The organism is Amycolatopsis coloradensis, from assembly GCF_037997115.1.
Lineage (GTDB): Bacteria > Actinomycetota > Actinomycetes > Mycobacteriales > Pseudonocardiaceae > Amycolatopsis > Amycolatopsis coloradensis_A.
This window is the reverse complement of the sequence record NZ_CP150484.1, coordinates 4,941,837-4,956,102: the sequence shown is the minus strand read 5'-3', so window position 1 is coordinate 4,956,102 and position 14,266 is coordinate 4,941,837. Positions and strand designations below refer to the sequence as shown.

14 protein-coding genes are annotated in these 14,266 nt (G+C 67.7%); 9 read left to right on the top strand and 5 right to left on the bottom strand.

All coding sequences use genetic code 11. The annotated features are described in order from the left end of the window. Positions 1–152: 152 nt before the first annotated feature. From LCL61_RS23160 to LCL61_RS23140, 5 genes are all read left to right on the top strand, one after another. Positions 153–1,163: a hypothetical protein gene (locus tag LCL61_RS23160; RefSeq protein ID WP_340681642.1), complete on the top strand. Its 1,011-nt coding sequence runs from the start codon at positions 153–155 to the stop codon at positions 1,161–1,163. Between the two features lie 92 nt (positions 1,164–1,255). After that, positions 1,256–2,152 carry a hypothetical protein gene (locus LCL61_RS23155; RefSeq protein WP_340681641.1) on the top strand — a complete coding sequence of 299 codons (897 nt, stop codon included), beginning with the start codon at positions 1,256–1,258 and terminating at the stop codon, positions 2,150–2,152. Continuing rightward, positions 2,149–2,604 (top strand): ester cyclase, encoded by a 456-nt coding sequence (locus LCL61_RS23150; protein ID WP_340681640.1) that lies wholly within the window; start codon positions 2,149–2,151, stop codon positions 2,602–2,604. The genes LCL61_RS23155 and LCL61_RS23150 overlap by 4 nt, the downstream gene beginning before the upstream one ends. Before the next feature lie 50 nt (positions 2,605–2,654). Then, positions 2,655–2,819: a hypothetical protein gene (locus tag LCL61_RS23145; RefSeq protein ID WP_340681639.1), complete on the top strand. Its 165-nt coding sequence runs from the start codon at positions 2,655–2,657 to the stop codon at positions 2,817–2,819. Further along, positions 2,816–3,289 (top strand): DUF4383 domain-containing protein, encoded by a 474-nt coding sequence (locus LCL61_RS23140; RefSeq protein ID WP_340681638.1) that lies wholly within the window; start codon positions 2,816–2,818, stop codon positions 3,287–3,289. Before LCL61_RS23145 ends, LCL61_RS23140 begins: the two co-directional genes overlap by 4 nt. A gap of 107 nt (positions 3,290–3,396) precedes the next feature. On the opposite strand, the gene katG is transcribed toward LCL61_RS23140, so the two are convergent. The 4 genes from katG to LCL61_RS23120 form a co-directional block, all read right to left on the bottom strand. Next, the gene (katG, locus tag LCL61_RS23135) at positions 3,397–5,637 is read right to left on the bottom strand and encodes a catalase/peroxidase HPI (protein ID WP_340681637.1); all 2,241 of its coding nucleotides are present in this window, start codon (positions 5,635–5,637) and stop codon (positions 3,397–3,399) included. A gap of 32 nt (positions 5,638–5,669) precedes the next feature. Then, positions 5,670–6,101 (bottom strand): Fur family transcriptional regulator, encoded by a 432-nt coding sequence (locus tag LCL61_RS23130; protein WP_340681636.1) that lies wholly within the window; start codon positions 6,099–6,101, stop codon positions 5,670–5,672. A 155-nt stretch (positions 6,102–6,256) separates the two neighbouring features. Then, the gene (hpaB, locus tag LCL61_RS23125) at positions 6,257–7,714 is read right to left on the bottom strand and encodes a 4-hydroxyphenylacetate 3-monooxygenase, oxygenase component (RefSeq protein WP_340681635.1); all 1,458 of its coding nucleotides are present in this window, start codon (positions 7,712–7,714) and stop codon (positions 6,257–6,259) included. A 31-nt stretch (positions 7,715–7,745) separates the two neighbouring features. Next, entirely contained in the window at positions 7,746–8,279 is a 534-nt protein-coding gene (locus LCL61_RS23120; RefSeq protein WP_340681634.1) for a flavin reductase family protein, read from the bottom strand. 59 nt (positions 8,280–8,338) lie between these two features. On the opposite strand from LCL61_RS23120, the gene LCL61_RS23115 reads away from it, so the two are divergent. Then, positions 8,339–9,028, top strand: a complete 690-nt coding sequence (locus LCL61_RS23115) for an IclR family transcriptional regulator (protein WP_340681633.1) — start codon at positions 8,339–8,341, stop codon at positions 9,026–9,028. A gap of 43 nt (positions 9,029–9,071) precedes the next feature. Here the strand turns inward: LCL61_RS23115 and LCL61_RS23110 are convergent, their stop codons facing one another. After that, positions 9,072–10,445: an MFS transporter gene (locus LCL61_RS23110; RefSeq protein WP_340681632.1), complete on the bottom strand. Its 1,374-nt coding sequence runs from the start codon at positions 10,443–10,445 to the stop codon at positions 9,072–9,074. Between the two features lie 147 nt (positions 10,446–10,592). Between LCL61_RS23110 and LCL61_RS23105 the strand changes: the two genes are divergently transcribed. The 3 genes from LCL61_RS23105 to hpaE are packed head-to-tail and all read left to right on the top strand — an operon-like array spanning position 10,593 to position 14,246. Beyond that, positions 10,593–12,074, top strand: a complete 1,482-nt coding sequence (locus LCL61_RS23105; protein ID WP_340681631.1) for a fumarylacetoacetate hydrolase family protein — start codon at positions 10,593–10,595, stop codon at positions 12,072–12,074. After that, positions 12,056–12,727 carry a GntR family transcriptional regulator gene (locus LCL61_RS23100; RefSeq protein WP_340681630.1) on the top strand — a complete coding sequence of 224 codons (672 nt, stop codon included), beginning with the start codon at positions 12,056–12,058 and terminating at the stop codon, positions 12,725–12,727. The genes LCL61_RS23105 and LCL61_RS23100 overlap by 19 nt, the downstream gene beginning before the upstream one ends. A gap of 13 nt (positions 12,728–12,740) precedes the next feature. Then, entirely contained in the window at positions 12,741–14,246 is a 1,506-nt protein-coding gene (hpaE, locus tag LCL61_RS23095; protein ID WP_340681629.1) for a 5-carboxymethyl-2-hydroxymuconate semialdehyde dehydrogenase, read from the top strand. Positions 14,247–14,266: the final 20 nt, after the last annotated feature.

Here is a 14,266-nt window from a genome sequence, read left to right as displayed (position 1 = left end):
GATGTACATCCGGTTTGACAAGTGGACACCATTTGTAAACCCAGCGTTGCTTCATTTCGTGAGAACCTGGCGATATCTTGTATTCGTAAGGAAACTTACTTAACTTGTGACGACACGCCGCGACCCACTTCGTCCGCCCCGAAGGAGCGCGAATGCCCCGATCAACTCGCCGGATCCGGCCCGCCGCCGTGGCCACCGTCGCCGCGGCCCTGCTGACGCTGCCCGCCGCGACCGCCACCGCGAGCACCACGGCGAACAGCCCCTGGCCGGGCGCTTCGGCCGTCACCACCGCCGACGGTTCGAACGTTCTCGGCGGCAACATGAGCGGCCTGTCCTTCGGAAGCCCCGACGTCCTGTGGGCGGTCAAGAACGGTCCCGGCACGCTGTACCGCCTCGTGCGCAACGGCACCAAATGGCAGCCGGACACGGCCAACGGCTGGTCGTCGGGCAAGCAGCTGCGCTACCGCGACGGCAAGGGCGACCCCGACGCCGAAGCCGTCGTGGCCACCCCGGACGGCGTGGTCGCGGCCACCGAACGCGACGGCGACAACAGCAGGACGAGCGCTCTCAAGGTGCTCCGGTACGACGTCTCCGGTTCGGCCAAGAGCCTCAGCGCCAAGGCCGAATGGAACCTGACGGCGGACCTGCCGAAGGTTTCGGCCAACGACGGGCTCGAAGCCGTCTCGTGGATCCCGGACAGCGCTCTCACCGCCAAGGGGTTCGTGGACCAGCGCACGAAGACTCCGTACAACCCGAGCAACTATCCCGGCCACGGCACCGGCCTCTACTTGGTCGGCCTCGAAAGCAACGGGATGATCTACGCCTACGCGCTCGACCAGGCGGGCGGGAAGTACACCCGGGTCGCGAGTTTCGCGAGCGGGCTCGGCTCGATCATGGAACTCGAGTACGAGGCTTCCACCGGCAAACTGTGGGCGGTCTGCGACGACACCTGCGGCGGTGATTCGACGACGCTGGCCGTCGACGCCCAGGGCAAGTTCGCCGTCACGGCCATGCACGACCGGCCGAGCGGGATGCCGGACTACAACAACGAAGGCTTCGCGATTTCGGCCACGTGCGCCTCCGGGAGCAAGCAGGTCGTCTGGGCCGACGACGGGAACGAAGGCGGCCACGCGCTCCGCTCCGGCACCCTCTCCTGCGGCTGAACCGGTGCTCCATTCCGGCGCGGATTCGCGCCGGAATGGAGTGCATCGATTCCGGCCTTTCCCCCGGCCTCTTCTTGAACTAGTTTGTCGGCATGAAATTCGCCTCCATCGCCATTCTTTCAGCCTTGACCATTCCCCTGTTCCTGCCGTCCGCCGCGCTCGCGGGCGACGGCTGGGAATCCATCGGCACCGGCATGACCTCCGGCGCCAGCGGCATCGCCGTCCTGGACAGGGACGACGACCGTATCGACGCGCTTGTCCTGCGGGACAACAAGAAAGCCGGAGAGAACCGTGCGGTACGGGTCCGCATCGACCACGGTAAAGTGTCCAACGTGGACTCTCTCGACTGGCCAGGCGAGCTCCCGGTGGATCTCGAAGCGGCCGAACCCGTGCCGGGGAAGAACGGCGAATTCATCGCACTGGCCAGCGACGGCAAAGGCTTCCACTTCACCTTGAAGGACCGGCGCCTGAAAGTGCTCGGCACTTTCCAGGTCCCGAAAGGCGACCCGGACGACAATTACGAGGGTTTCGCGCTGAAAAAGGTGAATGACCGATTGTTCGCGGTCTGGGCGGACCGCGGTCAGGACACCCGCCCCGCCACGCTCTACTCGGCGGAGTTCTCTGTCTCGAAGCTGTCCTTCAAGAAGCCGAAGTCGATCCCGTTCCGCGTCCCGTACCCGGTCGCCCACGTCCGGCACGCCTCGGACGTCGAGATCACCGCCGACGACCGCGTCCTGATCTCGGCCGCCTCCGATCCCGGCGACGAAGGCCCCTTCGATTCGGCCGTGTACGAGGCCGGTGTCCTCCGCCCCGACGGCTCGATCGCCCTCTCCCCCGTTCCGGTGAGGATCGGCGACTTCCCCGGCCACAAGATCGAGGCCATGACCTGCTTGTCACGCTCGTGCGGCAGCCTGCTCTACGGAACGGACGACGAGGCCGCGGGCGGCAGGCTCCGGATCGCGACCAGGAACCACCCGGAGGACCAGTGATCAGCGAAGACCTGCGCGAGCGCCGCCTCAAGATCATCGAAGAGCATATGGACACCGAGGTGGCCCACGAGTTCGACCGCACACTGGGCACCTTCAACGGCCATCCGCACTACGAGATCATGGCGACCGGGCAGATCTTCGACGGCGGCGAAGAGGTCATGGCCTACTACCGCATGACCAGGACGGCGTTCCCGGACCAGCGGCACGACAACGTCCGGTACCACTTCGCCGACGAGTCGGTCATCGTCGAATTCGACCTGCTCGGCACCAACCTCGGCGAGTTCTACGGCCGCCCGCCCACCGGCAAGGCGTTCCGGGTGCCGATCATCGCGGTGTTCTTCTTCGACGAGGATCGGATCACGAACGAGCGCATCTACTTCGACGCCGCCAGCCTGATCACCCAGGCCGGGCACGCCGAACTCCTGACCCTTCTGGCGTCCGGCGACGTCTGAGCCGACGCCGGCCGAGGATTATCCCGGAGCACCCGGGGTACCCGGCCGGCATGGACGAAGAAGAGGCGGTGCGCGGCGCCCGCCCCACGGACCCGGCCGAGGGCGCCGACCACCGAAACCCGAATTCGCCTGAGGAACAGCGCAAGAGCGTCGAGCAATCCGGCGAAGCGCGGGAAGGTTCCGCGGGCGAACGACCGGACGGCCGCGACTCATGACCGCGAACGGCACCCACACCGGACGGCGTCCGCCGCAAGTGGCCGCGCTGGCGGTCGGCGCGGTCTTCCTCGTGGTCGGCGTCCTCGGCTTCATCCCGGGTATCACCACCGGCTACGACGAGCTCGAATTCGCCGGGCATCATTCCGGCGCACGCTTGTTCGGGGTCTTCGCCGTGTCGATCCTGCACAACCTGGTGCATCTGCTGTTCGGCGTGGTGGGCGTGCTCGCCGCCGGCAAACGCGCCGCTTCCCGGGTCTTCCTGATGGTCGGCGGCGGGATCTATCTGCTCCTGTGGCTCATCGGCTTGGCGATCCCGCAGAGCAGCCCGGGGAATTTCCTGCCGTTCAACGTCGCCGACAACTGGCTGCATCTCGGCCTCGGCGTCGGCATGATCGCGCTGGGTCTCTTCACCACCGCGCTCGAACGCAAGGCAGGCGACTACCCGGAACCGGACCTGCAGCACCAGTGAAAGACGTCCGGGCCCGCCGGTCGATGGTGCTCATACGCCTATGAGATCACGTGACCAAGNACGACCGACGCCACGGAGACCTCACGCGGGCCCGGACGCTCGGTCGGCTAGCTTCGGACCAGGTCGTACCGGTCGAGGTTCATCACCTTGTCCCACGCGGACACGAAGTCACGGACGAACTTCTCCTTCGCGTCGTCGCTGGCGTAGACCTCCGCCACCGCGCGAAGCTCGGAGTTGGACCCGAACACGAGGTCGGCACGGGTACCGGTCCACTTGACCTCGCCGGTCGCGGAGTCGCGGCCTTCGAAGGTCTCCGCGTCCTCCGACGTGGCGGTCCACTGGACCCCCATGTCGAGCAGGTTCACGAAGAAGTCGTTGGTCAGCGACCCCGGCTTCTCGGTGAGCACGCCGTGCTTGGACTGCTGGGCGTTGGCGCCGAGGACACGCAGACCGCCGACGAGGACGGTCATCTCGGGCGCGCTCAGGTTCAGCAGGTTCGCGCGGTCGAGGAGCAGGTACTCCGTCGGGAGACGGTGGCCCTTGCCGCGGTAGTTGCGGAACCCGTCGACGGTCGGCTCCAGCGGGGCGAACGACTCGGCGTCGGTCTGCTCCTCCGTCGCGTCGGTGCGGCCCGGGGTGAACGGCACGGTGATCTCGTGCCCGCCGTCCTTCGCGGCCTGCTCGACGGCGGCGACGCCGCCCAGCACGATCAGGTCGGCGAGCGAGACCTTCTTGCCGCCGGTCTGGGCGTTGTTGAACGCCTCCTGGACACCCTCGAGGGTCCGCAACACCTGGGACAGCGTCTGCGGGTCGTTGACCTCCCAGTCGCGCTGCGGCTCGAGGCGGATGCGGGCGCCGTTCGCGCCACCGCGCTTGTCGCTGCCGCGGAACGTCGAGGCCGAGGCCCACGCGGTGGAGACCAGCTGCGAGACCGAGAGGCCCGAAGCGAGCAGCTTCTCCTTGAGGGCGGCGATGTCCGCGTCGTCGATCAGCTCGTGGTCGACGGCGGGCACCGGGTCCTGCCAGATCAGCGTCTCCTGCGGCACCAGCGGGCCGAGGTAGCGCTGGATCGGGCCCATGTCACGGTGGGTCAGCTTGAACCAGGCACGGGCGAAGGCGTCCGCGAACTGGTCCGGGTTCTCGTAGAACCGGCGCGAGATCTGTTCGTAGACCGGGTCGAAACGCAGCGCCAGGTCGGTGGTGAGCATGCCGGGCGCGCGGTTGAGCTTGCCGTCCTCGGGGTCCGGCACGGTGTTCTTCGCCTTGCCGTCCTTCGGGACCCACTGGTGGGCACCCGCCGGGCTCTTGGTCAGCTCCCACTCGTACTCGAAGAGGTTGTGGAAGAACCAGTTGCTCCACTGAGTCGGGGTCGGCGTCCAGGTGACCTCGAGGCCACTGGTGATCGCGTCGCGGCCCTTGCCGCTGCCGAAGGTGTTCTTCCAGCCCAGGCCCTGCTCCTCGATCGAAGCGCCTTCGGGCTCGGGGCCGACGTACTTGTCCGGGTCGGCCGCGCCGTGCGTCTTGCCGAAGCTGTGGCCGCCGGCGATCAGCGCGACGGTCTCCTCGTCGTTCATCGCCATCCGGCCGAAGGTCTCGCGGATGTCGCGGGCCGCGGCCAGCGGGTCCGGGTTGCCGTTCGGGCCTTCCGGGTTCACGTAGATGAGACCCATCTGCACGGCGGCCAGCGGGTTCTCCAGCTCACGGTCGCCGGTGTAGCGCTCGTCGCCGAGCCACGTGCGCTCGGGACCCCAGTACACGTCCTCGTCCGGCTCCCAGACGTCCGCGCGGCCACCTGCGAAGCCGAAGGTCTTGAAGCCCATGGTCTCCAGGGCACGGTTGCCGGTGAAGATCATCAGGTCGGCCCACGAGATCTTGCGGCCGTACTTCTTCTTGACCGGCCAGAGCAGGCGGCGGGCCTTGTCCAGGTTGCCGTTGTCCGGCCAGCTGTTGAGCGGGGCGAAACGCTGCATGCCGGCGCCCGCGCCGCCGCGGCCGTCCTCGATGCGGTAGGTGCCCGCGCTGTGCCACGCCATACGGATCATGAAGCCGCCGTAGTGGCCGAAGTCCGCGGGCCACCAGTCCTGCGACGTCGTGAGGACGGCGTCGACGTCCTTGGCGAGCTCGGCGAGGTCGAGGGTCTTGAACTCGGCGGCGTAGTCGAACCCGGCGTCCATCGGGTCGGAAGCCGCCGAGTGCTTCCGGAGGATCTTCAGGTTGAGCTGGTTCGGCCACCAGTCACGGTTGCCCGCGCCTTCGGTGGGGTGGTTGCGGCGGCCCGACGAGACGGGGCAGCCGCCCGCGCTCTCTTCGTTCATTTCGCCGATGACGGCGTCCGGGCTGTCAGACACGGGAATCCTTCCGGGAATCAGAACTGCAGGGCTCAGGAACGGGGTTCAACGGCACAGTCGGGACACAGGCCCCAGTAGATGACCTCGGCCTCTTCGATCACGAAGCCTTGGTCGTTCGACGCGGTCAAACAGGGTGCGGGACCGACGGCGCAGTCGACGTCGGCGATGGCACCACAGGTTCGGCACACGACGTGGTGGTGGTTGTCCCCGACCCGGGACTCGTAGCGTGCCACGGACCCCGACGGCTGGATCCGCCGAACGAGACCCGCGGCGGTCAGTGCCCGCAACACGTCGTAAATGGCCTGGTGAGAGACCTCTCCGAGTTCCGTACGCACGGCACCGATGATCGAGTCGGTGTCGGCGTGCGGGTGGTCGCGTACCGCTGTCAGCACGGCCACCCTGGGACGCGTCACGCGCAGGGAGGCCCCGCGCAGCATCCGCTCGAAGTCCGGGGTCGTGGGCACGGCCGCAGTCTGGCCCATTTTCTGGAATGAATCAAGTTCTTGCATCCCGGGCGTGTCTCGGTCCACGACGAGCCGAAGGGGACTTTCCCCGCATAAGACGCAGCGAAGGGCGCTTTCCCCACATCGCATGCGGGGAAAGCGCCCTTCAGCTCCGATCACTCGTCCCGCGCCAGCAGTTCCCGGACCCGTTCCCGCAGCGCCTCCCTCGGGTACGCGTTCACCTGGGCACCCGCCATCCGCACCGGGTCGCCGAAGAAGAAGTACTCGTACAGCGACTCCCGCCCGGCGAAGCTCGAGACCGACGCGTCGAACGCCAGCTTGAACAGCCGCGCGCGGTCCTTGGCCGGCAGCGTGGCCGACTGGAGGTACGTGTCGATGTCAGGACGTCCTTCGGCCTCGAAGTCCGCTTCGCCCGGCAGGGCCATGAGCCCGGAGGCGGAGAACTTACGGATGATTTCGGTCAGCCGCGGCGAGACCTTCGTGGGATACCAGTTCCGGGCGGCGTTGAGGACTTCCCACTTGGGCAGGAAGACGCCGTCCTCGCTCAGTTTTCCGTCGGCCTCGGCAGCGCGCAGCACGGCCTTCTCGATCTCGACGTAGGAGATCAGCTCCGACAGGTCCTGCTGGATGTGCTGGAAACCGCCGATGCCGATCGCGGCGGCGATCTCACTGGCGAGGCCGAGGTAGAACTCCGTCTTGGCCAGCGTGCGCGTGACGACCTGGTGGGTCATCAGCGCGCCGGCGCCGGTCTCGGAGTACCAGGCGTTGCACAGCTCCGGGTGCCCCAGCAGGAAGACCCGCTCGTTCGGGACGAAGACGTCGTCGAACACCACGACCGCGTCCATTTCCTCGAACCGGGAGGCGAGCGGTTCGTCGAAGTGCGAGCGGCCGTGGTCGAGTCCGGCCCGGCAGAAGTACTTGAGACCGGGCGCGTCGTTCGGGACGGCGAAAGCGTAGGAGTACGGGGCGTCCTCGGGAGTACCGCGCAGGACTGTCGACGGGAAGACCAGGAGTTCGTCGGCGATCGGCGCGATGGTGGCGAGCATCCGCGCGCCGCGCACGACGATGCCGTCTTCCCGTTCCTCGACCACCTTCGCCGACAGGTTGCCACCGCCCTGCTGGCTGCCTGACACCGAACGGTTGACCTGCGGCGGGATCAGGGTATGCGTCGCGAGGAGGTCGTTCTCACGCGCCATCTCGTAGTACTTCGCGATGCGCTGGCCGTAAACGGGATCGGCCTGGGAGAAGAACTTCTTCGCGGTCGAGAGCGCAGTGAGCGACGAGTTCATGTAGTCGCCGGTGCGGCCGAGGAAGCCGTTGGAATACTGCGCCCAGACGGAGAAGGCGGCGCGGCGGCGCTTGAGGTCTTCCTCGCTGCGCGGCACCAGGAACGAGGTTCCGACCCGCTCCCCCGTGGTCGGCGATTCGTAGGTCAGGACGTCACGGTGCGCCGGGTCGTGCTGGAGGTCGAACAGCTTCGCGTAGGTCAGCGCGTTGTTGCGGAAAGCAGGGTGCTCGGCGACCTTGGAGGTCACCTTCTCGCCGTCGACGTACAACTCCGGCGTCATCGCGTTGAGCTTGTCGAGGTACTGCTGTCCGGTACGGGCTCCCATGTCGGGCTCCTTTTCGGGGTGGACGTCGTTGTCAGAACAGGGATTCGTGGCCTTGCGCGGATTCGTGGATGGTCGAGAACTGCCCGTTGACGAAGCCGAGCGCGTCACCGGAGCGGTAGTCGAACTCCCGCACCTCGCCGAGGAACAGGGTGTGATCGCCGCCGTCGTAGGCGGCCCACGGCGTGCAGTCGAACCAGCTGAGGACGCCGCCGAGCCGCGGCGCGTGCCCGCCTTCGACCCACGTCGGCGCGCCTTCGGGGGTCGGACGTCCGGCGAAGTTCATCGCCAGCGCCTCCTGTTCCGCGCCGAGGACGTTGACCGCGAACGGGCGACCGGCGAGCAGGTCGTGGCTCTTCACGGTGCGCTGGATCGAAACGAGGACGAGCGGCGGATCCATCGAGACCGCGGTGAAGGAGTTCACCGTCAGGCCGTGCCGTTTTGCAGCGGCGTCGAAGGTCACGACGGCCACTCCCGTCGCGAAGCGGCCGAGACAGCCTCGGAAGAACTGCGCGGGTGGCCGATACAGGCTCGAACCCGGCGAGAAACTGGTTTCGCGTGACATCATCGTCGATTCCTGTTCTATAATCGAACAGCCAGTTCAACTATCGAAATGGATCGTATACGATGGTTTCGGAGTCCCGCAAGACCGCGAGCACGTCCCAGACGCTCAGCCGCGGCATCCGCGTGCTCGAAGTCCTTGCCGACGCCCAAGAACCGCTCAGTGTCGACCAGATCGCCGAACGGCTCGGGGTGCACCGCTCGATCGCGTACCGGCTCATCCGCACCCTCGAAGAGCACGGACTCCTCACACGGGAACCCGCCGGGAAATACGAACTCGGCGCGCGGCTGGCGGCGCTCGCGGCCGGGATCAAACACGATCTGCAGGCCGCGGCGCTGCCAGAACTGACCGCGGTCGCGAACGAACTCGGCATGACCTGCTTCGTGGCGGTGATGGACCGCGAGGAATGCGTGACGCTGGTCAGCGTGGAACCCCGGCACGCCATCGCGTCCGTCGCGCAGCGCCCGGGGTCCAGGCATCCGTTCACCGCGGGCGCTCCCGGCCGCGCGATCCTTTCCCAGCTGCCGCTGGAAGACCGGCCCGTCGAGGTACAGGAAGTGGCTGTCCGCGGCTACGCGGACAGCCATGGTGAAGTGATCGAGAATCTCAGCTCGGTGGCCGTGCCGCTCCCCTTGCGCGGCCACGCCCCCGCGGCGCTCGCGGTCGTCTACTTGTCCAGCACGCGCACTCCCGCCGAGCTAGCGGAGCGGCTCAAGGCGGCGGCGAAGGCCGTCCGTGACGCTCTCGGCGGGTGAGCGTCACGGACGGCCGGGGGTCCACTCGATCACGCCACGTTCGTCACTTGCCGAACCGGAGCGGGCTCACCGCCTGCTCGGCTTCGTGGTCCGGTCCGAGCGGGATTCCCGACCGGTCACGCAGCAGCAAGGTGGCGATGAGACCGACGACGGTCATCCCGGCCAGATAGACGGCCACGGACACCGACGTGCCGGTCGCGTCGACCAGCGCGGTGGCGATCGTCGGCGCGAACGCGCCGCCGAGGATCGCACCGAGCGCGTACGAGATCGAAACGCCGGAGAAGCGGATCGACGCGGGGAACAGCTCCGCGTAGAACGCCGCCTGCTGGCCGTAAGTGAACCCGAGCCCGACGCTGAGAATGATCAGGCCCAGCGCCAGCAACACGATGTTGCCGGTGTCCACCAAAGGAAAGAGCAGCGCGACGCCGGCGAGTTGCGCGATCCAGCCGACCACGTAGGTGCGCCGCCTGCCGATCCGGTCGGACACCGCGCCCGCCGCCCACGTCGAGAGCAGCCACGTCGCCGCCGACGCGGTCACCGCCCACAGCACCGGGCCGCGGTCGAGGCCGATCGGGCCCTTCGGGTTGGTCGCGTAGTTCTGGATGTAACCGCCGGTGGTCATGTAGCCGACGGCGTTGTTGCCCGCGAACACCAGCGCGGCCACCAGGACGAGCACGGCGTGCTTGCGGAACAGCTGGATGATCGGGGTCCGGGTCTGCTCACGCCGTTCGGCGATCTCGCGGAAGACCGGGCTCTCCTCGACGCGGCGCCGCACGTAGTGGCCGACCAGGATCAGCCCGACACTGAGCAGGAACGGGATGCGCCAGCCCCAGTCGAGGAACGCCTGACCGGGGACGAGCAGGCTGGTCAGCGCCAGGACGCCGGAGGCCAGCAACAGCCCGAGCGGGACGCCGATCTGCGGCGAGGCGCCGAAGAGTCCCCTGCGCTTCGACGGCGCGTGCTCGACAGCCATCAGCACGGCGCCGCCCCATTCCCCACCAGCCGAAACGCCCTGCAGGATCCGCAGCAGGATCAGCAGTACCGGCGCGAGGACACCGATCTGGTCGAACGTCGGGAGCACGCCGATCAGCGTGGTCGCGGCGCCCATCAGGATCAGGGTGAGCACCAGGACCACACGACGGCCGTACTTGTCGCCGAAATGCCCGGCGAGGAACGCCCCGAGCGGGCGGAACAGGAAGCTCACGCCCACCGTGGCGAAGGAGACGAGCGTGCTGTTGGCACCGAGACCGGAGAAGAACAGCTTGCCGAAGACGAGACCGGCGGCGGACGCGTAAACGAAGAAGTCGTACCACTCGACCGTGGTGCCGACGACGGTCGCGAACGCGACCCGGCGCCGATCGGAAGACGGTGGGGCGGTCCGGCCGGGCGTGCGTTCATCCTGCGCTGGATTCGACACCTTGACTCCTTTGACATAGGCCTGACGCGAGTGGCGGCCCGCAGGGATCCCGGGCGAGGCGAAGGCCACTCGGTGACCGCCTTGCCACTGTGGCACGGAATCATATACGTTATTAGATACGAAGCAAGGTCGAGGATTCAGGGGAACATGGGCACTTACGAGGCATCAGCGCCTTCCGGCCGCACATCCGGTCCGCTGGGCACCCGGCCGGGCAAGATCATCGCCGTCCATCTCAGCTACGCGTCACGCGCGGAGCAGCGCGGACGGCGTCCGGCGAACCCGTCGTACTTCTTCAAGCCGTCGAGCTCGATCGGCACGTCCGGTGGCACGGTCGAACGTCCGGCCGGGACCGAACTGCTGGCCTTCGAAGGCGAGATCGCGCTGGTCATCGGCACCGCGGCCCGGTGGGTCAAAGCGGACCAGGCGTGGGAGCACGTCGCCGCGGTCACCGCCGCGAACGACTTCGGGCTCTACGACCTGCGCGCCGCGGACAAGGGCTCCAACGTCCGCTCCAAGGGCGGCGACGGCTACACCCCGCTCGGCCCGGGCCTCATCGACGCGCGCGACGTCGATCCCTCGTCGCTGCGCGTCCGCACGTGGGTGAACGGCGACCTGGTGCAGGAGGACACCACTGCCGGACTGCTGTTCCCCTTACGGCAGTTCGTATCCGACCTCTCCCAGCACTTCACCCTCGAACCGGGCGACGTCATCCTCACCGGGACCCCGGCCGGGTCGACGGTGGTCTCCCCCGGCGACGTCGTCGTCGTCGAAGTGGACGTTCCCGGCACCTCCGTCAGCAGCGGACGGCTGCACACCACCGTCACCCAGGGGATCCGGTCCTTTTCGGACATCGGCAGCCTGCCCGAGGCGGACGACAAGCAACGTGCCGAGGCTTGGGGCACGCCCGTCGAACAGGTCGAAGAGGACACTGCCGCGCTCAGCGAAGGACTTCGCGCCAAGCTGCTGCGCGCACCTGTGGCGGGCTTGTCCGCTCAGCTGCGCAAACGCGGGCTGAACAACGTCGCGATCGACGGCGTACGTCCCAATCTGCCCGGCTCGAAGGTCGTCGGCACGGCCAGGACTTTGCGTTTCGTCCCGAACCGCGAGGATCTGTTCAAGTCCCACGGCGGCGGTTACAACGCGCAGAAGCGCCTCTTCGACTCGGTCGGCGCCGGTGAGGTGATCGTCATCGAAGCCCGCGGCGACAAGGGTTCCGGGACACTCGGGGACATCCTGGCGCTGCGGGCGCGCTACCTCGGCGCCGCCGGGGTGATCACCGACGGCGGGGTCCGCGACTTCGAGGCCGTCGCCGCGACCGGGCTCCCGGTGTTCTCGCAGGGCCCGCATCCGGCGGTTCTAGGCCGCAAGCACGTGCCGTGGGACACCGACGTCGCGGTCGCCTGCGGCGGGGCCACCGTGCTGCCCGGCGACATCATCGTCGGTGACGACGACGGCGTGGTCGTCATCCCGCCGTCGCTGGCCGAAGAGGTCGTCGACGCGGCGCTCGTCCAGGAGGACGAGGACGCTTGGATCGCGGAGCAGGTCGGACAGGGCCGCCCGATCGAGGGGCTCTTCCCGCTGAACCCGTTGTGGCGGGAAAGGTATGAGGCATGGCAGAAGAAGCAGTGAAGACGACCAGCAAGTCCGAACTCGCCTACGAGTGGTTGCGTGAGCGGATCGCCCGGCACGAGTACGGACCCGGCTACCGGCTCGTCCTCGCCGAGATCGCCGGCGCGCTCGACATGAGCGTCGTCCCGGTGCGCGAGGCGATCCGGCGGCTGGAGGCCGAACGGCTGGTGACCTTCGAACGCAACGTCGGCGCACGGGTGGCGATGGTGGACCAGAACGAGTACGTCCACGCCATGCAGACCCTCGGTGTCGTCGAAGGCGTCGCCACCGCGCTGTCCGCGCCGCAGCTGTCCGAAGAGAACATCGCGCGGGCGCGTCGGGTCAATGAGCGCATGATCGCGCTGCTGGACCACTTCGACGCGCACGAGTTCACCGCGCTGAACCAGCAGTTCCACTCGCTGCTCTTCGCATGCTGCCCCAACCCGCAGATCCTCGAGCTCGTGCACCAGGGCTGGACCCGGCTGTCCGGACTGCGCGACTCCACGTTCGCGTTCGTCCCCGACCGCGCGCACCGGTCGGTCGAGGAACACGAAGAGATCCTCCGGCTGATCTCCGAGAAGGCCGATCCACTCGACATCGAATTCGCCGCGCGCAATCACCGCTGGGCCACCATGCAGGCCTTTTTGGACGCTCGAGAGCGCGCGAACCGCTGACTGAGGAGGAATCTTGACCAGCACGACTCCCCGGCCGATCCCGGACGGTGTCCCTGAGCGGATCCGGCACTACATCGGTGGCGAACTCGCCGATTCCGCCGACGGCGCCGTCTTCGACGTGATCGACCCGGTCACCAACGAGGTCTACGTCCAGGCCGCCGCGGGGAAGAAGGCCGACATCGACCGCGCCGTCGCCGCCGCGCGGAAGGCGTTCACCGAGGGACCTTGGCCGAAGCTGCTGCCGCGCGAACGCTCGCGCGTGCTGAACCGCATCGCCGATCTCGTCGAGTCGCGGGACAAGCGGCTGGCCGCGCTGGAGAGCTTCGACTCGGGTCTGCCGATCTCGCAGGCGCTGGGCCAGGCGCGCCGGGCAGCGGAGAACTTCCGGTTCTTCGCCGACCTGATCGTCGCGCAGGCCGACGACACCTACAAGGTGCCCGGCCGCCAGATCAACTACGTCAACCGCAAGCCGATCGGCGTGGCCGGGCTGATCACGCCGTGGAACACGCCGTTCATGCTGGAGTCGTGGAAGCTCGCGCCCGCACTCGCGACCGGCAACACCGTGGTGCTCAAACCCGCCGAGTTCACCCCGCTTTCCGCGTCGCTGTGGGCGGAGATCTTCGAGGAAGCCGGGCTGCCGCCGGGCGTGTTCAACCTCGTCAACGGCTTCGGTGAGGACGCGGGCGACGCGCTGGTGAAGCACCCGGACGTCCCGCTGATCTCGTTCACGGGAGAGAGCCGCACCGGCAGCCTGATCTTCGGCAACGCCGCGCCGTTCCTCAAAGGACTGTCGATGGAGCTGGGCGGCAAGTCACCCGCCATCGTCTTCGCCGACGCCGATCTGGAGACCGCGATCGACGCGACGATCTTCGGTGTGTTCTCGCTCAACGGCGAACGCTGCACCGCGGGAAGCCGGATCCTGGTCGAGCGCGCGATCTACGACGAGTTCGTCGAGCGTTATGCCGCGCAGGCCAAGCGGGTCAAGGTGGGCGACCCGAGCGACCCCGCGACCGAGGTCGGCGCCCTGGTGCACCCCGAGCACTACGACAAGGTCATGAAGTACATCGAGATCGGCAAGACCGAGGGCAGGCTGGTCGCCGGTGGCGGCCGCCCGGACGGCTTCCCGACCGGGAACTACGTGACCCCGACGGTGTTCGCCGACGTCAAACCGGACGCCCGGATCTTCCAGGAGGAGATCTTCGGCCCGGTCGTCGCGATCACGCCGTTCGACGGCGAAGACGAAGCACTGGCACTGGCGAACAACACGAAGTACGGGCTGGCGGCCTACGTCTGGACCAACGATCTCAAGCGGGCTCACAACTTCGCGCAGTCCGTCGAAGCGGGCATGGTGTGGCTCAACTCCAACAACGTCCGCGACCTGCGCACGCCTTTCGGCGGGGTGAAGGCTTCCGGGCTGGGACACGAGGGCGGCTACCGCTCGATCGACTTCTACACCGACCAGCAGGCGGTGCACATCAATCTCGGCGAGGTGCACAACCCCGCCTTCGGCAAGGGCTGAACCCGTTCCCCCGTCCACAA